Annotated in this window: 18 protein-coding genes and 1 pseudogene; 12 read left to right on the top strand and 7 right to left on the bottom strand. The window is 53.8% G+C overall.

What is annotated here, in order from left to right; all coding sequences use genetic code 11:
• Positions 1–74 precede the first annotated feature (74 nt).
• From ABRZ28_RS21560 to ybcJ, 3 genes are all read left to right on the top strand, one after another.
• Complete coding sequence (locus ABRZ28_RS21560) at positions 75–1,352, top strand: DUF1835 domain-containing protein (protein ID WP_330521504.1); 1,278 nt, start codon at positions 75–77, stop codon at positions 1,350–1,352.
• Positions 1,353–1,532: 180 nt separating this feature from the next.
• Positions 1,533–2,399, top strand: coding sequence for a bifunctional methylenetetrahydrofolate dehydrogenase/methenyltetrahydrofolate cyclohydrolase FolD (gene folD, locus ABRZ28_RS21555; RefSeq protein WP_330521503.1), 867 nt, complete (start codon positions 1,533–1,535; stop codon positions 2,397–2,399).
• A 33-nt stretch (positions 2,400–2,432) separates the two neighbouring features.
• Positions 2,433–2,645: a ribosome-associated protein YbcJ gene (ybcJ, locus tag ABRZ28_RS21550; RefSeq protein ID WP_330521502.1), complete on the top strand. Its 213-nt coding sequence runs from the start codon at positions 2,433–2,435 to the stop codon at positions 2,643–2,645.
• A gap of 137 nt (positions 2,646–2,782) precedes the next feature.
• On the opposite strand, the gene cysS is transcribed toward ybcJ, so the two are convergent.
• A complete protein-coding gene (cysS, locus tag ABRZ28_RS21545) occupies positions 2,783–4,168 on the bottom strand; it encodes a cysteine--tRNA ligase (RefSeq protein ID WP_330521501.1) in 1,386 nt (461 codons plus the stop codon).
• Positions 4,169–4,399: 231 nt separating this feature from the next.
• Complete coding sequence (locus ABRZ28_RS21540; protein WP_319605854.1) at positions 4,400–4,822, bottom strand: DoxX family protein; 423 nt, start codon at positions 4,820–4,822, stop codon at positions 4,400–4,402.
• Positions 4,823–5,159: 337 nt separating this feature from the next.
• On the opposite strand from ABRZ28_RS21540, the gene ppiB reads away from it, so the two are divergent.
• The 6 genes from ppiB to ABRZ28_RS21510 all read left to right on the top strand — a co-directional run bounded on the left by ppiB (position 5,160) and on the right by ABRZ28_RS21510 (position 11,409).
• Positions 5,160–5,654, top strand: coding sequence for a peptidylprolyl isomerase B (gene ppiB, locus ABRZ28_RS21535; protein ID WP_319605853.1), 495 nt, complete (start codon positions 5,160–5,162; stop codon positions 5,652–5,654).
• A 10-nt stretch (positions 5,655–5,664) separates the two neighbouring features.
• A complete protein-coding gene (gene lpxH, locus ABRZ28_RS21530) occupies positions 5,665–6,387 on the top strand; it encodes a UDP-2,3-diacylglucosamine diphosphatase (protein ID WP_319605852.1) in 723 nt (240 codons plus the stop codon).
• A 224-nt stretch (positions 6,388–6,611) separates the two neighbouring features.
• On the top strand, positions 6,612–7,121 hold the full coding sequence (gene purE / locus ABRZ28_RS21525; RefSeq protein WP_319605851.1) for a 5-(carboxyamino)imidazole ribonucleotide mutase: 510 nt from the start codon (positions 6,612–6,614) through the stop codon (positions 7,119–7,121).
• The gene (purK, locus tag ABRZ28_RS21520) at positions 7,118–8,188 is read left to right on the top strand and encodes a 5-(carboxyamino)imidazole ribonucleotide synthase (RefSeq protein WP_330521500.1); all 1,071 of its coding nucleotides are present in this window, start codon (positions 7,118–7,120) and stop codon (positions 8,186–8,188) included. Before purE ends, purK begins: the two co-directional genes overlap by 4 nt.
• 444 nt (positions 8,189–8,632) lie before the next feature.
• Positions 8,633–9,916 (top strand): HAAAP family serine/threonine permease, encoded by a 1,284-nt coding sequence (locus ABRZ28_RS21515; RefSeq protein WP_319605849.1) that lies wholly within the window; start codon positions 8,633–8,635, stop codon positions 9,914–9,916.
• 125 nt (positions 9,917–10,041) lie between these two features.
• Positions 10,042–11,409: an L-serine ammonia-lyase gene (locus tag ABRZ28_RS21510; RefSeq protein WP_330521538.1), complete on the top strand. Its 1,368-nt coding sequence runs from the start codon at positions 10,042–10,044 to the stop codon at positions 11,407–11,409.
• Between the two features lie 188 nt (positions 11,410–11,597).
• On the opposite strand, the gene ABRZ28_RS21505 is transcribed toward ABRZ28_RS21510, so the two are convergent.
• Both ABRZ28_RS21505 and ABRZ28_RS21500 read right to left on the bottom strand, forming a co-directional pair.
• Entirely contained in the window at positions 11,598–12,032 is a 435-nt protein-coding gene (locus tag ABRZ28_RS21505; protein ID WP_319605847.1) for a helix-turn-helix domain-containing protein, read from the bottom strand.
• 124 nt (positions 12,033–12,156) lie between these two features.
• Positions 12,157–12,484: pseudogene (locus ABRZ28_RS21500) on the bottom strand (ATP-binding cassette domain-containing protein); the annotation flags it as partial.
• Positions 12,485–12,878: 394 nt separating this feature from the next.
• Between ABRZ28_RS21500 and ppk1 the strand changes: the two are divergent.
• Together ppk1 and ppx are read left to right on the top strand one after the other, a co-directional pair.
• Positions 12,879–14,951 (top strand): polyphosphate kinase 1, encoded by a 2,073-nt coding sequence (gene ppk1 / locus ABRZ28_RS21495; protein WP_319605846.1) that lies wholly within the window; start codon positions 12,879–12,881, stop codon positions 14,949–14,951.
• On the top strand, positions 14,951–16,486 hold the full coding sequence (gene ppx / locus ABRZ28_RS21490; RefSeq protein ID WP_319605845.1) for an exopolyphosphatase: 1,536 nt from the start codon (positions 14,951–14,953) through the stop codon (positions 16,484–16,486). The genes ppk1 and ppx overlap by 1 nt, the downstream gene beginning before the upstream one ends.
• Before the next feature lie 49 nt (positions 16,487–16,535).
• On the opposite strand, the gene ABRZ28_RS21485 is transcribed toward ppx, so the two are convergent.
• Both ABRZ28_RS21485 and ABRZ28_RS21480 read right to left on the bottom strand, forming a co-directional pair.
• A complete protein-coding gene (locus ABRZ28_RS21485; RefSeq protein ID WP_330521499.1) occupies positions 16,536–17,471 on the bottom strand; it encodes a dihydroorotate dehydrogenase in 936 nt (311 codons plus the stop codon).
• The gene (locus tag ABRZ28_RS21480; RefSeq protein WP_319605843.1) at positions 17,468–18,268 is read right to left on the bottom strand and encodes a dihydroorotate dehydrogenase electron transfer subunit; all 801 of its coding nucleotides are present in this window, start codon (positions 18,266–18,268) and stop codon (positions 17,468–17,470) included. The genes ABRZ28_RS21485 and ABRZ28_RS21480 overlap by 4 nt, the downstream gene beginning before the upstream one ends.
• Positions 18,269–18,673: 405 nt before the next feature.
• Between ABRZ28_RS21480 and ABRZ28_RS21475 the strand changes: the two genes are divergently transcribed.
• Positions 18,674–19,561 (top strand): helix-turn-helix domain-containing protein, encoded by an 888-nt coding sequence (locus ABRZ28_RS21475; RefSeq protein WP_319605842.1) that lies wholly within the window; start codon positions 18,674–18,676, stop codon positions 19,559–19,561.
• Here the strand turns inward: ABRZ28_RS21475 and ABRZ28_RS21470 are convergent, their stop codons facing one another.
• The gene (locus tag ABRZ28_RS21470; RefSeq protein ID WP_330521497.1) at positions 19,562–20,809 is read right to left on the bottom strand and encodes a M20 family metallo-hydrolase; all 1,248 of its coding nucleotides are present in this window, start codon (positions 20,807–20,809) and stop codon (positions 19,562–19,564) included. It lies immediately after the preceding gene.
• Positions 20,810–21,244 lie beyond the last annotated feature (435 nt).

Raw genomic sequence — 21,244 nt, 5'->3', positions numbered from 1 at the left:
GAAACGGTATGCCTTATTGGCTTTCCCTTTTCTGTCTGATTGGCGGACACAGACCTTAGAAAAGGGGCGCAACGATGACATCATCCCAGCCTGCCGTATTTTCCTCGCCATTTCGCATCAACCTTGAACAACAGCGTAAACGCGCAAAAGCGTTGCGTAACGCCATCCGGCAATCTCATCCTGACGCTATTGCCCGTTTTCAACGTTACCACCCCGGCCTGACGCCAGAACAGCTGGCGCAGTCGCATGGACAACTGAGCGATGCCCAATGGATTATCGCGCAGGAGTTGGGGGCGCCAAGCTGGCCGAAACTGAAAGCCCATGTCGAAGCGATGGAGCAGGCAAGAAAAACGATTGACGCCCAAGGCGCTGCGCCGGACCACGCGCTTTCCACTCTACATATCCGCTGCGGCGCCGATATTCAGCACCGGCTCCAGCAGGCGGGATTTACCGGCGATTATCTGGCCTATAGCGATCCGTTTTGCCAGGGGCCGGTGCATAGCGGGGATGACTGGCTGTCGACGCGCGTGGAATTTCTTGCCGATCACTATGCCGCCCGCATGGGCATCAGTCGGCGGCGGCTTCTGCAACAGCGTGAACAGGAAGAACAAACGCTGTTGTCCGCGGCCAATCGCTATCAACGCATCGTGCTGTGGTTTGAACACGACAGCTATGATCAGTTAATCCTGGCGCGCTGTCTGGCGCATTTTCATACCCGCCCCGCGCCATTGCTGGAAATGGTCACGGTCGATCGCTACCCCGGCAGCCGTCGCTTTCTCGGTCTCGGACAACTCCCCGCGGAAGCCTTGCTGCTGCTCTGGCAGTCGCGTCAGCCCGTGAGCGCCCGGCAATGTCGTCAGGGTCATCAGGTGTGGGAGCGGTTGCGTTCGGATAACCCCGCGCCGCTGCTCTCTTTGGCCGACGGCGTCGGCAGCGACCTGCCCTTTGCGCCTCAGGCGCTGCGGCGTCACTGCCGGGAATTTCCTGATATCGTCAATGGGCTCGGTTTGACCGAACAGCTGGTGCTGCGCTGCCTGGCCGAACAGCCCGCCTCCTATAAGCAGCTTTTTCGTACGCTGATGGAGCAGCATGAACCGCTCCCCTGGCTCGGAGATATCATGCTGGATGCGATAATCGACGGACTGCGGCTGGCGCCGGAACCGGCGCTGTTGCTGGATGCCGCATCCGATACGTTGCATCTGACGCCGGTCGGTCGGCAGCTTCTGGCGAATCGGCTGGACTGGATGCGCTGCCATCCCGCCGTCCGCTGGCTTGGCGGCGTGCGTATCGAGGGCGGCATCCCCTGCTGGCGCTGGGATCCGCAACGACAGCAGTTGGCGCTGATCGACTAGGACGGAGATGGCGGCAACCTGGCCCGGCAAACTTCAGTACGCGCAACGACAGGCGAAAGGTGAAGGGCTGATTTGCCGCCATTCAGATGATTATATTGACGCAAAGCCTGACAGCGCGCCCGGCTTCTGACAAAATAGCGCCACTTCTTCCGTATTTAACATTGATGGACCTCATCTCAGATGGCAGCAAAGATTATTGATGGTAAAACGATTGCGCAGCAGGTCAAAGACGAAGTCGCTGCACGAGTAAAACAACGTTTGGCGGCAGGTAAACGCGCGCCGGGCCTCGCTGTTATCCTGGTCGGCGAAAACCCCGCCTCGCAGATTTATGTCGCCAGCAAACGCAAAGTCTGCGAAGAAGTCGGCTTTATCTCCCGCTCCTATGACTTACCGGCGACCACGACCGAAGCCGAATTGCTGGGACTCATCGATCGGCTTAATGCGGATAAGACGATTGACGGTATTCTGGTTCAGCTTCCGCTGCCTGAAGGCATCGACAATACCAAAGTGATTGAGCGCATTTCGCCCGATAAAGATGTCGATGGGTTCCACCCGTACAACGTCGGGCGGCTTTGCCAACGCGCGCCTCGTTTACGCGCCTGCACCCCGCGCGGGATCGTCACGCTGCTGGAACGTTATCACATCGACCCTCACGGTCTGAATGCCGTGGTCGTCGGCGCATCCAATATCGTCGGTCGGCCCATGAGCCTGGAACTGCTGCTGGCGGGCTGCACCACGACGGTGGCCCATCGTTTTACCAAAGATCTGCGCCACCATATCGAACACGCCGATCTGTTGGTGGTGGCCGTAGGTAAACCGGGTTTCATTCCCGGCGAGTGGATCAAACCGGGTGCGGTGGTGTTCGATGTCGGTATCAATCGTCTGGAAAACGGTAAAGTCGTCGGCGACGTGGCGTTCGATGCCGCGCAGGAAAGAGCCGCCTATATCAGCCCGGTGCCGGGCGGCGTGGGGCCGATGACGGTGGCGACCTTAATTCAAAATACCTTGCAGGCTTGCGAGGAATATCACGATGGCGCCGCAGGTTAACGACGGCGCTTAAGGCATAAGAATCAGGATATTATGGAAATTTTTCATCTCGACCGACATCCGCACGTTGAACTGTGCGACTTATTGAAACTGCTGGGCTGGAGTGAAAGCGGCGCGGCGGCCAAAGTGGCCATCGCCGCCGGCGAAGTCACCGTCGACGGGCAAACGGAAACGCGCAAGCGCTGCAAAATCGTTGCCGGGCAGAAAGTCCAATTTGACGGTGCGACGGTGGAAGTCAGCGTCTGATAACGAGCATAACGTCGGCTCTCAGCGCATCGAGAGGACGGCGTTATGCTCCATTTTGCCGTGACCGCTCGCGGTTTCAGCGGCGGCTCTCCGCCGGCGTTAATAGGCGGAGAGCTGAAACGGCTTTACGCCGGAAACTATTTACGCCGCCAGGTGGTTCCCTGCGGCCCGTCTTCCAGAATAATGCCCATCTCGTTCAGCTTATCGCGCGCGTCATCCGCCAGCGCCCAGTCTTTTGCCTGACGGGCGTCTTTGCGCTGCTTAATCAACCTTTCAATTTCTTTCACGTCGTCATCGTCGGCTTGCGCGCCGCTTTGCAGGAACACTTCGGGATCCTGCTCCAGCAAGCCCAGCACTTTCGCCAGATTACGCAGCGCAGAGGCCAATTGATTAGCCGCATGCCGATCCTCCGCCTTCAGGCGATTAACCTCGCGCGCCATGTCGAACAGCACGGAATAGGCTTCCGGGGTGTTGAAGTCATCGTCCATCGCTTCACGAAAGCGCGCTTCAAACGCTTCTCCGCCCTGCGCCGCCACGTCGCTGTCCGTACCGCGCAGCGCGGTGTACAGACGTTCCAGCGCCGAACGCGCCTGTTTCAGATTTTCTTCGCTGTAATTAAGCTGGCTACGGTAGTGGCCCGACATCAGGAAGTAGCGCACGGTTTCAGCATCGTAATACGCCAAGACATCGCGCACGGTGAAGAAGTTATTAAGCGACTTCGACATTTTTTCCCGGTCGACCATCACCATGCCGGAATGCATCCAATAGTTGACGTAAGGGCCGTCATGGGCGCAGGTGGATTGGGCGATTTCGTTTTCATGGTGCGGAAACATCAGATCCGATCCGCCGCCGTGAATATCAAAATGATCGCCCAACTGCTTGCAGTTCATCGCCGAACATTCGATGTGCCAGCCAGGGCGGCCTTCGCCCCACGGCGAGGACCAGTGCGGTTCGCCGGGTTTGGACATCTTCCACAGTACGAAGTCCATCGGGTTGCGCTTCACTTCGGTAATTTCTACCCGCGCGCCGGCCTGTAGCTGATCGAGATCCTGACGCGATAACACGCCGTACCCCGGCGCGGTATCCACGGAGAACATCACATCGCCGTTAGCGGCGACATAGGCGTGACGCCGTTCCACCAGCTTTTGCACCAGTTCGATGATCTCGTTAATGTGGTGGGTGGCGCGCGGCTCGACATCCGGGCGCAGAATATTCAACGCATCAAAATCGGCATGCATTTCCGCGATCATGCGGGTGGTCAACTGGTTGCTGGTTTCACCATTTTCCGCCGCGCGCTTGATGATTTTATCGTCAATATCGGTAATATTGCGGACATATTTCAACGAGTATCCCAGATAGCGTAAATAACGCGCCACCACATCAAATGCCACGAAAGTACGCCCGTGACCAATATGACACAGGTCATAAACGGTAATGCCACACACATACATCCCCACATGACCAGCGTGGATAGGTTTGAATTCCTCTTTTTGGCGACTCAGTGTATTAAAAATCTTTAGCATCAGGGCATTCCATGGTGTTCGCAGGATAGGTGAATCATTGTTCGCTGTCAGCGTGAGCAACATCGATTTATTTAGGGCTTTTCAACTCTAACGGCGTATTGAAACCTGAACCCTGCGCTATTGCAAGACTGAGTCTGCGCAATAAGCGGATAATCGATAAGGAATAAGTATAAAAAGACCCGGAATTCACCGGGCCTGGAACAATAGCGCCATGGATAGACAAAAAGATTATCAGCGCCAGCGCGGGTTGGACATTACGGAATATTTACCACTACCCAGGAAGGCGATGGCCAGACCGGCAAAGAAGAACACCGCCGCGGGTTCGACGCCCCATGCGCCGGTTTTCGTCAACAGGAAGAAATTAGCCGGATTCGCCAGTAGCGAGGCGACAAGCATCGTGAAAGAAAAAATCAACGCCGATGGACGGGTCAAAATCCCCAGAATCAACAGAATCGGAATGATGACTTCACCGACATAAACGCCATAGCCGATGAATGTGGGCAGTCCCGCTTCAACCAGCATTTTCTGAATGCCGCCAATACCGCTATGAAGCTTGTGCCATCCGTGAAACAGCATCAGGATACTGAACGACACACGCAGCAACAACTTCCCGAAATCGGGTTTATCAAATACTCGATTAATACTGTCCAGCATAATTCACCTGTCTATTAACGTTGTTATTAAAGAATAATGAGAATCGCTCTCAGACTAATCCGGGTGATAACCAAACAACAAGTAAATTATGAAAAACAGTGATCCGGCGCAACAAAAACCTCATTCAAATAAGTTCACTAAATTCATGACGTTAAATCAGTTTATTTGGATTGGCGAATAATCCCGCGCAGATTGACCATTACGGCCTCCCCAGGTTATGCCTCCGCCTGTACTGACTCGGCAAGCCAGTTATGTTATAAGTGCGCTCTTGATTGTTCACCGCAGGCTGTGAGCGTCGTTCCCCATTATTATATTTGGCTAGGTAGGGTTCATTATTATGATCACGTTTCATACAAACCACGGCGATATCGTCATTAACACTTTCGCAGACAAGGCGCCGGTTACTGTAGAAAACTTCCTGGATTACTGCCGCAGCGGTTTTTATGACAACACGATTTTTCACCGTGTTATCAACGGCTTTATGATTCAGGGCGGCGGTTTCGCGCCGGGTATGGAGCAAAAAGCGACCAAAGCGGCGATTAAGAATGAAGCCAACAACGGCTTGAAAAATACCCGCGGCACGCTGGCCATGGCGCGCACTAACGACCCGCATTCCGCCACGGCGCAGTTCTTCATTAACGTCGTGGATAACGACTTCCTGAACTTCCGTTCCGAACGCGCCGACGGCTGGGGCTACTGTGTCTTCGCTGAAGTCGTTGAAGGTTTGGACGTCGTGGATAAAATCAAAGGCGTGGCGACCGGCCGCAGCGGTATGCACCAGGATGTGCCGAAAGAAGACGTCGTCATCACGTCCGTTACCGTTAGCGAGTAATTGCAGTCGCATGGCGACGCTATTTATTGCCGACCTGCATTTAAGTCCTGATGAACCGGCGATTACCGCCGGTTTTCTGCGTTTTTTACGCCATGAAGCCGTGCATGCGGATGCGCTGTATATTCTGGGCGATCTGTTCGATGCCTGGATCGGCGATGACGATCCGCAGCCGCTGCATACCACGATCGCCAATGCCCTGCTGACGCTGCATCTCCAGGGCGTCCCCTGCTATTTCGTGCATGGCAATCGGGATTTCCTGATCGGCAAGCGTTTCGCCCGGCAGAGCGGACTCACCTTGCTGCCCGCGGAGAATGTGCTCGACCTGTACGGTCAGCGCATCTTGATTCTGCACGGCGACACGCTGTGTACCGACGATCTCGCTTATCAGAAGTTTCGCCGCCGGGTTCACAATCCGCTGATACAGCGCGCATTTTTGCTTTTACCGCTGGCGGTGCGGCTGAGAATCGCCGCCGGCATGCGCTCGGCCAGCCAGCAGGCCAACCAGCGCAAGTCGCTGAAGATTATGGATGTGAATCCTGACGCGGTTATCGAACGTTTGCAGCACTATCAGGTGAACATCATGATCCACGGCCATACCCATCGCCCGGCGATCCATCAGATCGTCGCCGATAATTTTCGCGCGCGCCGCGCCGTGCTGGGCGCCTGGCATCAAGAAGGTTCGATGATCAAAGTCACCGCTCAGGATATCGAACTGATTTCGTTTCCATTCTAGCCGTTTTACCCCGCGCGATTCGCGAACGATCCGCTTTTCCCGGCGACGCAACCGTTTTCCTCGCCAGAAGGTCGTGATATGCTCTACGCCCTCAAAGTCAGAGCCCTGTCGGTATCCGACGCCATTGATGCGATTTTTAACATCGCGGCGGGTGCCTGAGGCGTATCTGGCCGACGCGACACCATTGCCGTCACCATCATGTAAACCACAGGAGCTTTACAGGCATGTCATCCAACGTTGCCCCGGCAAAAATCGCCATCGTCATGGGTTCAAAGAGTGACTGGGCCACCATGCAGTTTGCTGCGGAAATCCTCACTACGCTGAATATCCCCTTTCATGTTGATATCGTCTCCGCCCATCGGACGCCCGATAAGCTATTCAGTTTCGCAGAACAGGCCGCGCAGAACGGTTTTGACGTGATTATCGCCGGCGCGGGCGGCGCGGCGCATCTGCCCGGCATGCTGGCGGCCAAAACGCTGGTGCCGGTGCTGGGCGTGCCGGTGCAAAGCGCCGCGTTGAGCGGCGTCGACAGCCTGTATTCGATTGTTCAGATGCCGCGCGGCATTCCGGTCGGAACCTTGGCTATCGGCAAAGCCGGCGCCGCCAACGCCGCGCTGCTGGCGGCGCAGATTCTGGCGTTGCATGATGACGCGCTCGCCATTCGTCTGGCCGACTGGCGCCAGAGTCAGACCGACGAGGTGTTGGCCAATCCCGATCCGCGGGAGGAAGCATGAAACCGGTCTGCGTTTTAGGCGATGGTCAGTTGGGCAGAATGTTGCGTCAGGCGGGCGAACCGCTGGGTATTGCGGTCTACCCTGTCGGGCTGAATGCGGAACCGGAATCGGTTCCTTTCCAGAACAGCGTGATTACCGCGGAGATAGAACGCTGGCCGGAAACCGCGCTCACGCGGGAACTGGCGCAGCATACCGCGTTCGTCAACCGTGATATTTTCCCGCGTCTGGCCGACCGCCTGACGCAGAAACAACTGCTGGACTCGCTGAATCTGGCCACCGCCCCCTGGCAGTTGCTCGCTGACGCCGACGAATGGCCGCAGGTTTTTGCCCGTCTCGGCGAACTGGCCATCGTGAAGCGGCGCGTCGGCGGTTACGACGGCCGCGGACAGTGGCGGCTGCGCGACGGCGAACAGCATACGCTGCCGGCGGACTGCTACGGCGAGTGCATCGTTGAACAGGGCATCCACTTTTCCGGCGAAGCCTCGCTGGTCGGCGCCCGCAACGTCCACGGCGACTGCGTGTTCTTTCCATTGACGCACAATTTCCATCAGGACGGTATTCTGCGCGCCAGCGTCGCCCTGCCCCACCCGCCGACGCAGTTGCAGCGGCAGGCGGAGCAAATGCTGTCGGCCATTATGCAGGAGCTGGGCTACGTCGGCGTGATGGCGATGGAATGCTTTATCGTCGATGGCCGCTTGCTGATTAATGAACTCGCGCCGCGCGTACACAACAGCGGTCACTGGACGCAGAACGGCGCCTCTATCAGTCAGTTTGAACTGCATCTGCGGGCGATTCTGGATTTGCCGATGCCTGTCCCCGCCGTCGATAGCACGTCGGTGATGGTCAATCTGATCGGCACCGAGGTCAATCCCGACTGGCTGTCGCTGTCGCTGGCGCGCCTGCACTGGTATGAAAAAGAAGTGCGCCCGGGACGCAAGGTCGGCCACCTGAACTTACAGGCGCAGGATCGCGATCGTCTGCGGCAAGCGTTACAGTCGCTGGCCGCCATGCTGACGGATGAATATCAGCCGGGTCTGCGCTGGGCGCAGGAGAAGTTATCCGCCTGATGGTTATCTTCGCTCTTCGGGCATACGCCGCCGTGCGCCTGAAGAGCGTCTCCAAGAGATAAAACGAATAGAGACTTTCCGCGTGACATGCCGAAATTTGCGTTTATTATTTATTCCGGATTATTTTTATTCCGTTAATATTCTGGTTAATTTTCACGCTATAAAAATCAATTAACGCATCAGAAAAGAGCTGTTAAAAACTATTATATTTAACGTATCATTTATGATGTTTTAAATTATATCAATGTTTATTAAAATAATTAACGTCAATTCATTTATGTGATCGCATCAATATTATTCACGGGCAGCGCCGCTATAGAATGCGGCCACAAACAGTATTCCCCATCGACATATTTCATATGTCCTGTTTATTTTTTGTCCCTGTAACGGCAACTTGCCGGTACTGTATTTTTTATACACTGTGTTCACTAAGGAGAAACTAGCATGAGCACAATTCAAGGCAGCAGTCAGGTATTAGAACAGGCTTCAGCCTGGCGGAAAAGCGATACCGTCTGGATGCTGGGCCTTTATGGCACCGCGATTGGCGCAGGCGTATTATTTCTACCGATAAATGCGGGTATTGGCGGCCTTATACCATTAATTATTATGGCCATTATTGCTTTCCCTATGACCTATTATTCTCACCGCGCTTTATGCCGTTTCGTATTGTCGGGCAACAAAGGTGGTGAAGATATAACCGAAGTGGTTGAAGAACATTTCGGCGTTGGCGCGGGTAAATTAATCACTCTGTTATATTTTTTTGCAATTTATCCCATTTTACTGGTTTACAGTGTGGCGATCACCAATACGGTGGAGAGTTTCATTACTCACCAAATGCATTTAACGGCGCCGCCGCGAGCGCTGCTGTCATTAATATTGATCCTGGGACTCATGTTCATCGTCCGTTTTGGCGAAGCCATGATCGTTAAGGCCATGAGCATCCTGGTTTATCCGTTCGTCGCCGTGTTAATGGTCCTGGCGCTGTATTTGGTGCCGCACTGGAATACGTCGGTATTCGAGAATGTCTCTCTGGCCAATAACGTCACCGGCAATAGTTTGCTGGCGACGCTGTGGCTGGCGATCCCGGTGATGGTTTTCTCATTCAATCACTCGCCGATTATCTCCTCTTTTGCCGTCGCCAAGCGTAAAGAGTATGGCGAACAGGCCGAGAAGAAGTGCTCCCGCATTCTGTCTTACAGCCATATCATGATGGTGATTACCGTGATGTTCTTCGTATTCAGCTGCGTGCTGAGTCTGTCTCCGGCTGAGCTGATGGAAGCGAAAGTCCAGAACATATCCATCCTCTCTTATCTGGCCAATCACTTTAATAACCCAATGATGGCCTATCTGGCGCCGGTGATCGCCACCATCGCCATTTCCAAATCGTTCCTCGGCCACTATCTGGGCGCCAGCGAAGGTTTCAACGGCATGATTGTGAAGTCGCTGCGCGGCAAGGGAAAAAGTATTTCCAGCGGCAAACTGAACCGCATCACCGCCCTGTTCATGCTGATCACCGCCTGGATGGTGGCGACGCTGAACCCCAGCATTCTTCGCATGATTGAAACGCTGGGCGGCCCTATTATCGCCTGCCTGCTGTTCCTGATGCCGATGTACGCCATTCAGAAAGTGCCGGCGATGAAAAAATACAGCGGCCACATCAGCAATGTCTTCGTCACCATCATGGGGCTGATCGCCATCTCCGCTATCGTTTACAGCCTGTTTGGTTAATCCAGACAACCTCATTAGCCATCTACGCCCAATAGATTTCACGTTGCCGCCGACATATCGGAACCTGAAAGATGACGGGAATATCAACGCCAGTATCGCACTGGCGTTTTTTAGAGGAAGTCATTATGGTCAGCGTATTCGACATTTTCAAAATTGGTATCGGTCCTTCCAGTTCACATACCGTCGGCCCGATGAAAGCCGGCAAAATGTTCACGGACGACCTGGTCGGCAAATCGCTTATTTCATCGGTCACGCGCATCGCGGTCGATGTTTATGGCTCTCTGTCGCTAACCGGGAAAGGTCACCATACGGATATCGCGATCATTATGGGATTAGCCGGCAACCTGCCGGACAGCGTCGATATCGACAGCATCCCGGCGTTTATTCAACAGGTAAAAGAAAACCACCGACTGCCGCTCCTCAACGGGCAATACGAGGTCGCTTTCCCGCTGGAGAGCGCCATGCGTTTCCAGGCGGAAAATCTGCCGCTCCATGAGAACGGCATGACAATCCGCGCTTACCATCAGCAGGAACTGGTTTACAGCAAAACCTATTATTCCATCGGCGGCGGTTTTGTCGTCGATCAGGAAAATTTCACTCAAGCGGACGCCGAGGCGGAGCGCGCGCCATACCCGTTCTTTTCCGCGCAAAAGTTGCTGCGCCATTGCCGCGATAATTGCCTCTCGGTGTCGGCCATCGTCATGAAAAATGAGATAGCGCTGCACGGCCGGGAAACGATAGAAGACTATTTCGCCAAAGTCTGGCAGACCATGCAAAACGGCATTCATCGCGGCATGAATACCGAAGGCGTACTGCCCGGCCCGATGCGAGTGCCGCGTCGCGCCTCCGCTCTGCACCGTTTATTGTTCATTAACGACAGATTCTCCAGCGATCCCATGGATGCGATGGATTGGGTCAATATGTTCGCGATGGCCGTCGCGGAAGAAAACGCGGCGGGCGGTCGCGTGGTCACCGCGCCCACCAACGGCGCCTGCGGCATTATTCCCGCCGTATTGGCTTACTACGACCATTTCATCCAGCCGGTTACGCCGGAGTCTTACCTGCGTTACTTTTTAGCCGCCGGCGCCATCGGCCTGTTATATAAAATGAACGCCTCCATTTCCGGCGCCGAAGTCGGCTGTCAGGGGGAAGTCGGCGTCGCCTGTTCGATGGCCGCGGCGGGTCTGGCGGAATTACTCGGCGCCAACCCGGAACAGGTTTGCATCGCAGCGGAAATCGGCATGGAGCATAATCTGGGGTTGACCTGCGATCCGGTTGCCGGTCAGGTGCAGGTTCCCTGTATTGAACGTAACGCCATCGCGGCGGTTAAGGCCATCAACGCCGCCCGCATGGCGATGCGACGAAGCAGTGAACCGCGAGTTTCATTAGATAAAGTCATCGAGACGATGTTCGAAACCGGTAAGGATATGAATGCCAAGTACCGCGAAACGTCGCGCGGCGGATTAGCCATTAAAGTCGTGCTGTGCGAATAAGCGGCGAAAATAAAGATATTATCCCCGCCATGTTTCAGATCACATAAAACCGCCGGTTAATGTATCGCTTTATTCATTGACCGGTTTTCGCTAAACGGATAGGAAAAACACGGTATAAAACCAACGTCATTAACAGCATGTAAATAATCAGCCGCAAGGTAAAAAATAACAAACATAACGAGAAAGGGTTATTTCTTTTTATTTTCCGCTCGTGACCAGACAATATTGTTTTCAGCGGCGGAGATATACCAGTCTATCGTACTGCTTGTCTTTTCTTTTATTTTCTTGTGGTTAGTCGATATTTTCTCCGCAGGCGCCGATTTCTTGCGGATCCGCAGCGGCGGGCGTTTTTTCTCGCCGCTCACCTGCGCGTTAAACGCCGCCACCTCGGCGTCAAATAAAACCCCATCCAATTGATGCAAACGATTAAGCCCGCGCAAGATGCACAATAAACTGCTGAGCGTTATCGACTCCCCCATCTCCGCGCGTTTAATTGTCGCAATACCTAACCCCGCCCGTTCTGCAAGATCAACCTGAGATAAACGCTGTTGGATACGGGCATCTTTTATTCTTCGGCAAAGTTCGGTAATAATTTCGCCTTCATTCATGGTGTTAAATCTCATTATACCCGCCATTCGCCAGCACGATTAATGCGGTATATTTTACCATCGGTTTTTCAAATGGCACGGACAATTCCCAGCCAGTTTTCATTATCTTGATCGAACACATAAAACCACGCGCCGGTTTTTAACCAAACCGCCCGGTTATATAATCTTCCGTGCATCGTTGAGCCGGCGAGGTAAATAAATCATCCGTATGATTAAACTCGATTAACTTCCCCTGATGGATAGAGGCCGTGTAATCGGAAACGCGCGCCGCCTGCGGCATATTATGCGTCACCAGCACCAGGGTAAAATGCCGCTTCAGGCTGCCGAACAACGCTTCAATCACCCGCGTTGAGATGGGATCCAGCGCCGAGCCGATCCTTCACCTCATGCCATAACGCCGCCGCGCGCAGAGCATGCTCCACCGCGTCATCCAGCACACGGCGATCCCGGCACTGTAATCGGTTACCTGTGTTTTCCATCGCTCTCGCCGTGATCTTCAACTCGTCGGCGTTCCGTTAATTGTTCATCCCCCCGCAAAAACGGGGTAGCATATGTCGCCTTTACCCCCATAATATGACAATGGTAAGTCCGTCTGCGTATTAGATTTTATCGTCATGAACGCGCCATAATGTTGCTATACCCTTCATCTTTCAAGTTGCAGTGGTATCGGCTTCTCCAAATCACCCGGCTTCTGCTCCGCGCGATCGCCGGGAGCCGCGTTCAGACCCACGGCCGGCAGACTCGTCGTTCCTGTCGCTGCGTTGACTAAACGAGTTGGGAAGAATCCGCGCGGCTGTCGCCCGATCACGCGTTGATATTTATTGGGTATAGATATTCGGCATATAGTCTAACGGAGTGAAAATGAGTCAGGATAAACTCTACATTGAGAAAGAGTTAAGTTGGTTATCCTTTAATGAACGGGTGCTTCAGGAAGCGGCAGATAAAAGCAACCCCCTGATCGAGCGTATGCGCTTTCTTGGCATTTACTCCAACAATCTCGATGAGTTTTATAAAGTTCGTTTTGCCGATCTGAAAAGACGCATTCTCATCAACGAAGAACAGGGGTCGGACGGCAGCTTGCGCCACCTTCTGGGCAAGATTCAGGCGCGGGTTCTGAAAACCGATCGGCTATTTGACAGCCTTTATAATGATTTACTGTTGGAAATGGCCCGTAACCAGATCTTTCTGGTCAACGAGCGTCAGGTTTCCCCCAACCAGCAGGATTGGCTAAGAGAGTATTTCAGACAATACTTGCGCCCGCATATCACGCCGATCCTGATCCTGCACGACACCAATCTGGTGCAGTTCCTGAAAGACGACTACACCTATCTGGCGGTGGAAATTATTCGCGGCGACGAAATCAATTACGCATTGCTGGAGATCCCATCCGATAAGGTACCCCGCTTCGTAAACCTGCCGGCGGAAGCGCCGCGGCGGCGCAAAACCATGATTTTAATCGATAACATCCTGCGCTACTGCCTGAATGACATCTTCAAGGGCTTTTTCGATTACGATGCGCTGAACGCCTATTCGATGAAAATGACGCGCGACGCCGAATACGATCTGGTGACGGAAATGGAATCCAGCCTGCTGGAACTGATGTCCTCCAGTCTTAAGCAGCGTCTGACGGCGGAGCCGGTCAGGTTCGTGTATCAGCGCGACATGCCGGACGCCATGGTCTCCATCTTGCAGGAGAAACTGGGGATATCTTCGTTTGACTCCGTGATCCCCGGCGGCCGTTACCATAATTTTAAAGACTTTATCTCTTTCCCCAACGTCGGCCGGGCCAATCTGGAAAACAAACCGTTGCCGCGCCTGCGTCATGACGGGTTCAATCATTTCCGCAACGGTTTCGACACCATCCGCGAACGCGATATCCTGCTGTACTATCCGTACCATACGTTCGAGCATGTGCTGGAACTGCTGCGTCAGGCCTCGTTTGACCCCAGCGTGCTGGCGATCAAAATCAATATTTACCGGGTGGCCAAAGACTCGCGCATCATCACCTCGATGATCCATGCGGCGCACAATGGCAAGAAGGTCACCGTGGTGGTGGAATTGCAGGCGCGTTTTGACGAGGAGGCCAATATCCACTGGGCCAAACAGTTGACCGAAGCTGGAGTCCATGTGATTTTCTCGGTGCCGGGGCTGAAAATTCACGCCAAACTGTTTTTGATTTCCCGCCGCGAAGGGGAGCACATCGTGCGTTACGCCCATATCGGCACCGGCAACTTCAATGAAAAAACCGCCCGGTTGTATACCGACTATTCGTTGCTCACCGCGGATGAACGCATCACCAATGAGGTGCGCCGGGTATTTAACTTCATCGAGAACCCTTACCGCCCGGTATCCTTTGAATATCTGATGGTTTCGCCGCAAAACTCGCGTGACAAACTTTATCAATTGATCGATAAAGAAATCGAAAACGCGCGGGCGGATATCGCGGCGGGCATTACCCTTAAGGTAAATAATCTGGTGGATAAAGGGCTGGTGGAGAAACTGTATCAGGCCTCCGCCGCCGGCGTGAAAATCAATCTGCTGGTTCGCGGCATGTGTTCGCTGCTCCCCGATTTGCCGGGCGTCAGCGACAATATTCAGGCTATCAGTATCGTCGACCGTTATCTGGAGCACGATCGGGTGTATGTATTTAATAACGGCGGCGATAAGAAAGTGTATCTTTCATCCGCCGACTGGATGACGCGCAATATCGATTATCGTATTGAAGTCGCCGTCGAAGTACTCGACCCGATATTGAAAAATCGCATTTTGGACATTCTTGATATTCAATTCAGCGATACGGTGAAAGCCCGTGTGATTGACAAAGAACTGAGTAATCGTTATGTATCGCGCGGCAACCGCCGAAAAGTGCGTGCGCAAAATGCCGTCTATGATTACATCAAGGCGCTTGAGCAACCCGGAGAAAGACCTGAATAATGCCTTTAACACACGAAGATGACAATGTCGTAAAACCCCAGGAATTCGCCGCCGTCGACCTGGGATCCAACAGTTTTCATATGGTGATCGCCCGCGTGGTGAACGGCGCGCTTCAGGTACTGAGTCGTTTAAAACAGCGCGTTTATCTGGCCGATGGGCTGGACAGTCAAAACATGCTCAGCGAGGAAGCGATGGAGCGGGGTTTGAGTTGCCTGGCGCTGTTTGCCGAACGGTTGCAGGGGTTCTCCGCGCTGAATGTGTCGATTGTCGGCACGCACGCTTTGCGTCAGGCGGCAAACGCGCAGGAATTTCTGCGCCGGGCCGCCGACATTATGCCCTACCCGATCGAAATCATCTCCGGCCATGAAGAAGCGCGCTTGATTTTCATGGGCGTGGAACACACGCAGCCGGAAAAAGGCCGCAAGCTGGTCATCGATATCGGCGGCGGCTCTACCGAGCTGGTCATCGGCGAAGACTTCGAACCGATACTGATCGAAAGCCGCCGCATGGGCTGCGTCAGCTTTGCTCAGCAGTTTTTTCCCGACGGCGAAATCAGCGAGAACAATTTTAAACGCGCGCGTCTGGCGGCGGCCCAGAAGTTGGAAACGCTGGCCTGGCAATATCGGATCTACGGCTGGGAATACGCGCTGGGCGCCTCCGGCACCATCAAAGCGACCCATGAAATTCTGCTGGCGATGGGGAAGAAGGACGGCCTGATTACGCCGGGACGGCTGGAAATGCTGCGCGAGCAGATTTTACAGTTCAAATCCTTCAAATCGCTGAGCCTGCCGGGGCTGCCGGAAGAGCGCCAGTCGGTGCTGGTTCCCGGCTTAGCCATTCTGTGCGGCGTCTTTGACGCGCTGTCGATCAAAGAATTGCGCCTGTCCGACGGCGCGCTGCGCGAAGGCGTACTGTATGAAATGGAAGGCCGTTTCCGCCATCAGGATATCCGCATTCGTACGGCGCAAAGCCTCGCCAGTCATTACAATATCGATCGCGAACAGGCCCGGCGAGTGCTGGAAACGTCTGAACTGTTGTATGCGCAGTGGGCGAAGCGCAATCCCGGTCTGGTTCATCCGCAGTTGAAAGCGATTCTGAACTGGGCGTCGATGCTGCATGAAGTGGGGCTGGGAATAAACCACAGCGGCATGCACCGCCACTCCGCCTATATTCTGCAAAATACCAACCTGCCCGGCTTCAATCAGGAACAGCAGTTATTGCTGTCCCTGATCGTGCGCTTACACCGCAAGGCCATCAAGCTGGAAGAGTTGCCGCGTCTGAATCTGTTCAAAAAGAAACAGTATTTGCCCATGGTTCAGCTGTTGCGTCTCGCCACGCTGCTGAATAATCAGCGGCAGGCCACCACCACGCCGGAAACGCTGCGCCTGAACACCGACGATAACCATTGGACGCTGATTTTCCCACACGGCTTTTTCAGCCAGAATACCCTGGTGCAGTTGGATTTAGAGCGCGAGCAGGAATACTGGCGGGACGTTACCGGCTGGAAGCTGAATATCGAAGAAGAGCCGGCCTGATCCGCATGGCCATCGCGTCGGGGGGAAAACGCCCCGGCGCGTGGCCCTTTCAGTAGATAGCGCTATAAGGGGTTACGGCGTCATCGACTATCGCGCCGGTCAACTGCGCAATATGACTGACGCCCTGCTGCCTACAATATTCATTAAGATCGTCAAGTATGGTGATCATCGCGCGCGGATGAATAAATGTTGCCGTCCCCACCTGAACCGCGCTGGCGCCGGCGTAAAAATACTCAATCACATCGTGCGCATGACTAATGCCGCCGCAGCCGATGATCGGAATGGAAACCTGCCGATGGCACTGATAAACCATGCGCAGCATGATGGGTTTGATCGCCGGACCGGATAACCCGCCCATAATGTTACCCAGCGTTGGGCGGCGGCTGCGAATATCGATACTCATCCCCAGCAGGGTATTGCCGACCACGATGGCATCGCCCCCTTCATTTTCAACGGCCTGAGCAACGGAAACGATATCCGACGTATTCGGCGTCAGTTTCGCCCACAGCGGTAAACGCGTCGCGTTGCGTAAAGCCCGCATAACGCGTGCGGTGGAGCCGGCCTCTATCGCAAACGCTTTGCCGTCCGCCTCAATGTTGGGACAGGAAATATTCGCCTCGATCGCCGTTATGCCCTCCACCTCATTTAACCGCTCGGCCAGTGCGGCAAACTCATCCGCCGTATTGGCGGAAATACTGACAATCAGCGGCGGCTGGTAGCGTTGCCAGAACGGCACCACATGTTGAATAAAGTGATCAACGCCCTTCCCCGGAATGCCAATCGAGTTGAGCATGGCGGAATCCAGTTCGCACACGCGCGGCAGCGGATTCCCGCTGCGCGGGCGCAGGGTAAAGGTTTTGGTGACAAATGCGCCCAGCCGGTTGACGTCCATCACCTCGGTTAACCCTTCAGCGAAAGTGCCGGAAGCCGGCATCACCGGATTAGCCAGCCGCAATCCGCTGATATTGACGGACAGATCGATCACAGCACCACCTCCCGCAGATTAAATACCGGGCCGTCATAACACACGCGCTTACTCTCAATTTGCTCGCTCATGCCGACTTTCATCGGGCGCACGCAGCAGTAACACATGCCGAGCCCGCAGGCCATCTGCTGCTCCAGCGCGACTTCGCCTTCAAAATTCAGCGTCTCGGACAAATTCTGCAACAGGCGAATCAGACGCGACGAACCGCAGGTATAGGCCGCATCAATCGGCCGATGCCGGTGCAATGAACGAATCAGACGCTCGACATTCTCCGTCGCGCTGGAGCCGTCGCTATCAATCACTTCAATCAGTTGCGCGCCGCTATCCAGAAAACGATGCTGCGACATCAGCCGTTCCCGATCTTTCGCACTGAGCAACGCCGTAACCTGAATATTCATGGCGGCGGCGTGTTCGGCCAGCGGCGCCAGCGTCGCCAGCCCCACGCCCCGACCGACCACCAGAATATGGCGATAGGCGGGTTTTAGCGTGAACCCCTTCCCCAACGGGCCAAGGTAATTCAAGCTATCGTCCGGATTCAGCGTGGCAAGTCCGCGCGTCCCCGCCCCCACGACTTTGTAGAGAAAATCCACCCGCCCTTGCCGCGCATCGGCAAACCAGGTGCTCATGGGACGACGAAAAAAAGGCTTATCCGCATCGGTTCGCGGGCATAGCAGATTAAAGAATTGCCCCGGTTTGACTTGCGCGGCGACCGGCCCGACGTGAACCGCCATATGCTTGTATTCGCTGTTTACCCATTGGTTGCTGATAACCCGAGCGGTTCCATCAATAGCAGACATGACGCCTCCGTTAAATAATCATCAAAATCATTGTTACCCGATAAAACGTCGCCTGGTTATCCGCACCATGAATAATAACGCGCCATACACTGATGCCGCGTTGTTATAAAACGACGTGAAGACATAACCGCCATACTTATTGCTCAGCGATAAAACAGCGTGAATCTATTTGGTTTCCCTGGTGTGGCGAACCACAATAAAAATAAATAACTCATCAATTTCATTATCAATATTATCTGGCCGATGAGGTTATATCCTCCGACCGTCATCTCGTATAACCATTGCTCCGCGACGGTTTTCCATGTCGGTCCCCGTTTATCCGGCGAATTACGCCGCAAGCGCGCTACATTGTCAGTTTGAGCCTTTGATGTTAAGATGCCGCAAAATTCAGGCATACAGGACACCATGAAAAATACCGCGATCGATTATCTGGCTATCGGACAAAGACTGAGAGCTTATCGTATAGCGGCCTCCTTAAATGCCGAACAAATTGCTTCAGCGCTTGGCATATCCCGCGCCGCCGTATATCGACTGGAAAAAGGCGATATAAAAAAAATTGAAACGCTCGAGCGTCTGGCGGAATGCCTGAATACCACGTTCGAAACGCTTCTGGGCGTCGGCATGGAGTATTATTCTCACGCCAGCGGTTTCTTTGAAAGAATGCGCCAGCTCGAAGAGAATTCAACGCGTATTTATTCCCACTTCGAACCCTTTTCCTATCTGCTGACGTCTGAGCATTACGACGATCACCTGAAACAAATGTTGCTGGAAGCGGACAATCATCGTAAGTCTTCAGACGTATTAGATGAAAAATCATTACAAACCCTTGATATTTTGTCTGAACGAAAGTTTCATCTGAATAAGCATCTGCCAAAGATTCATAACCTCATCGGCATTCAGCATATTGAAAAATTCATTCATCTGGGCCTTATCGGCACGCTGAATATCTCTCCCAGCGCCAGAATGGAACGCGTTCTTCTCGCCCGCGAGGAAGTCCGGCATTTATTACAACTGCTTGAGGAGAAAAAGAGCCTTATTCAGGTGGCGATTACCACCGAGCCGCTTCCCTCATCCACATTCCAGATTTTTTATAAAAACGACGAGCCGCTTTCCGTGGCCTCCAGCCCATTCCGGCTGGGCGAATTACCCAATATTCATTCAGGCGTCGCCTGGGTTTCTTCCTCTAAAGAGGCGATATTTCATCATCAGTCGCTTTTTGACGAGCTCTGGCATCATGCCGCCAAAGGCGAAGACGCCTGCAAATTATTGCAGGAAACGCTGGATCGCTATTAATCAAGCCGCGTCGGCTAAATGCGCCAGCGTCTGTTGCAGCACCTTCACCGCCGTTATTATCTCGTCCGGGCTGGTATATTCATCCGGATGATGACTAATGCCGTTTTTCGATGGCGCGAATATCATGGCCGTCGGGTATTGCGTCGCCATATACATGGCGTCGTGGCCGGCGCCGCTCAGCATGCGGCGATAACTCACGCCTTGCTCATTGGCGATATTTTCAATCACAGCGCAAATGGACTCATCAAGCGGCACCGGACTTTCCGCCGCCACTAATTCGAGCGCGATCTCGACATCATTTTCTTTCGCCGTTTTACCGACAGAATCTTTCAGTCGCTCGATGACTCGCTGAATACTCGCCGGGTCGATACCGCGTATATCGACATAAAATTTTACCAGCCCCGGAATAACGTTCATGGCGTTCGGCGTAACATCCAGCTTGCCTACGGTACCCACCGTGCCATAAATGATCTCCTTGCAGGCGGCATGATGAATATCATTGATAATCATCGCGCTGGCGACCAGCGCATCATGGCGCTGATACATCGGCGTTGCGCCGGAGTGATCGGCGCAGCCGGTAACCGTTACCCGAAAACGGGTCGGCGCGGCGATGCCATGCACGATACCGATGGCTTGGCCTTCGTGTTCCAGCACTCGTCCCTGCTCGATATGCAGTTCCACAAATGCCGAATAGCGTTGTTCGCTCAGCGCACAACTCGCCAGTCGGCTTGTCTGATAGCCGCGCTGCGCCATCGCCTGAAAGACGTTCAGTCCGCTGTCATCGGTAATTTCCTGCCATTTTTTCACGTCACTGCGTCCGGTCAACAACTTGCTGCCGATACAGGAAAAACCAAACCGGCTTGACTCTTCGCCTCTGAAAACCACCAGTTCCAGATCCCGCCGCAGTTCGCCCGGCTGGTACTGCAACAAGGCATATAAACCGCCGACGACCCCCAGCGTCCCATCGTAGAGACCGCCGGACGGCACCGTATCAATATGAGAGCCGGTTCCGACCGCGGGCAAGGCGCTATCCCGACCCGGCAGACGCGCAAAGAGATTACCGGCCGCATCACGACTGACGTTAAGCCCCAGCGACGCCATTTTCTTCGCCAGAAAATGATGCGCCGCTTCATCGGCTTCGCTAAAAGCCAGACGCGTTACGCCTTTTTCGCCCGTCGTGGTGGAAAAAGAACGCAGTTCTTCCAGTAAGTATCCGATATCTATGGCATTAAAACATGGCCGCATCATAAAACCCCGCGCGCTTAAGCACTGCGCATATCCCGCTTCAACACGATCGAAAAACCGCTCACACAGTGCCGATGACTCGACACAGCCCCTCTTCGCCGCCATTACCGCCAAACCAACCATACAGCGGCCGGGGAATTTCAGTGTTGTCCGGTTATCCGCATTGAGTCAAGATATTTGTCTAAAAATTTAGACAAATAATGATTACGCATAAGCTGCCGGGTAACTATCCTGTTGTTTATACTGATTTTATAATTTACCCCTTGCCCATGAGATATAGGAAAAACCTATCATGGAGATATTCGTCTCATTTTTTATACTTCAGACACAGAGATTGGTTGACAAGCCGGCGCATTAGATTTAGAAAGTGAAGTTTTCCAAAACTATACTCAGCAGATATACAGGTTGCAGGCGGGCGGCCATCCTCTTTGTTTTCCG

This window comes from Brenneria sp. g21c3, assembly GCF_040240345.1.
GTDB lineage: Bacteria > Pseudomonadota > Gammaproteobacteria > Enterobacterales > Enterobacteriaceae > Brenneria.
The sequence above is the reverse complement of the archived record's forward strand: the minus strand, read 5'-3'. Positions and strand labels throughout refer to the sequence as shown.

Excerpts from the sequence above, each read along its gene's own strand:
- ABRZ28_RS21470 (WP_330521497.1), bottom strand. The coding sequence starts at position 20,809 with ATGATGCGGCCATGTTTTAATGCCATAGATATCGGATACTTACTGGAA.
- purK (WP_330521500.1), top strand. The coding sequence starts at position 7,118 with ATGAAACCGGTCTGCGTTTTAGGCGATGGTCAGTTGGGCAGAATGTTG.
- purE (WP_319605851.1), top strand. The coding sequence starts at position 6,612 with ATGTCATCCAACGTTGCCCCGGCAAAAATCGCCATCGTCATGGGTTCA.
- ppiB (WP_319605853.1), top strand. The coding sequence starts at position 5,160 with ATGATCACGTTTCATACAAACCACGGCGATATCGTCATTAACACTTTC.
- ppx (WP_319605845.1), top strand. The coding sequence starts at position 14,951 with ATGCCTTTAACACACGAAGATGACAATGTCGTAAAACCCCAGGAATTC.
- ABRZ28_RS21540 (WP_319605854.1), bottom strand. The coding sequence starts at position 4,822 with ATGCTGGACAGTATTAATCGAGTATTTGATAAACCCGATTTCGGGAAG.
- lpxH (WP_319605852.1), top strand. The coding sequence starts at position 5,665 with ATGGCGACGCTATTTATTGCCGACCTGCATTTAAGTCCTGATGAACCG.
- ABRZ28_RS21560 (WP_330521504.1), top strand. The coding sequence starts at position 75 with ATGACATCATCCCAGCCTGCCGTATTTTCCTCGCCATTTCGCATCAAC.
- ABRZ28_RS21480 (WP_319605843.1), bottom strand. The coding sequence starts at position 18,268 with ATGTCTGCTATTGATGGAACCGCTCGGGTTATCAGCAACCAATGGGTA.
- cysS (WP_330521501.1), bottom strand. The coding sequence starts at position 4,168 with ATGCTAAAGATTTTTAATACACTGAGTCGCCAAAAAGAGGAATTCAAA.
- ybcJ (WP_330521502.1), top strand. The coding sequence starts at position 2,433 with ATGGAAATTTTTCATCTCGACCGACATCCGCACGTTGAACTGTGCGAC.
- folD (WP_330521503.1), top strand. The coding sequence starts at position 1,533 with ATGGCAGCAAAGATTATTGATGGTAAAACGATTGCGCAGCAGGTCAAA.
- ABRZ28_RS21505 (WP_319605847.1), bottom strand. The coding sequence starts at position 12,032 with ATGAGATTTAACACCATGAATGAAGGCGAAATTATTACCGAACTTTGC.
- ABRZ28_RS21475 (WP_319605842.1), top strand. The coding sequence starts at position 18,674 with ATGAAAAATACCGCGATCGATTATCTGGCTATCGGACAAAGACTGAGA.
- ppk1 (WP_319605846.1), top strand. The coding sequence starts at position 12,879 with ATGAGTCAGGATAAACTCTACATTGAGAAAGAGTTAAGTTGGTTATCC.
- ABRZ28_RS21510 (WP_330521538.1), top strand. The coding sequence starts at position 10,042 with ATGGTCAGCGTATTCGACATTTTCAAAATTGGTATCGGTCCTTCCAGT.
- ABRZ28_RS21515 (WP_319605849.1), top strand. The coding sequence starts at position 8,633 with ATGAGCACAATTCAAGGCAGCAGTCAGGTATTAGAACAGGCTTCAGCC.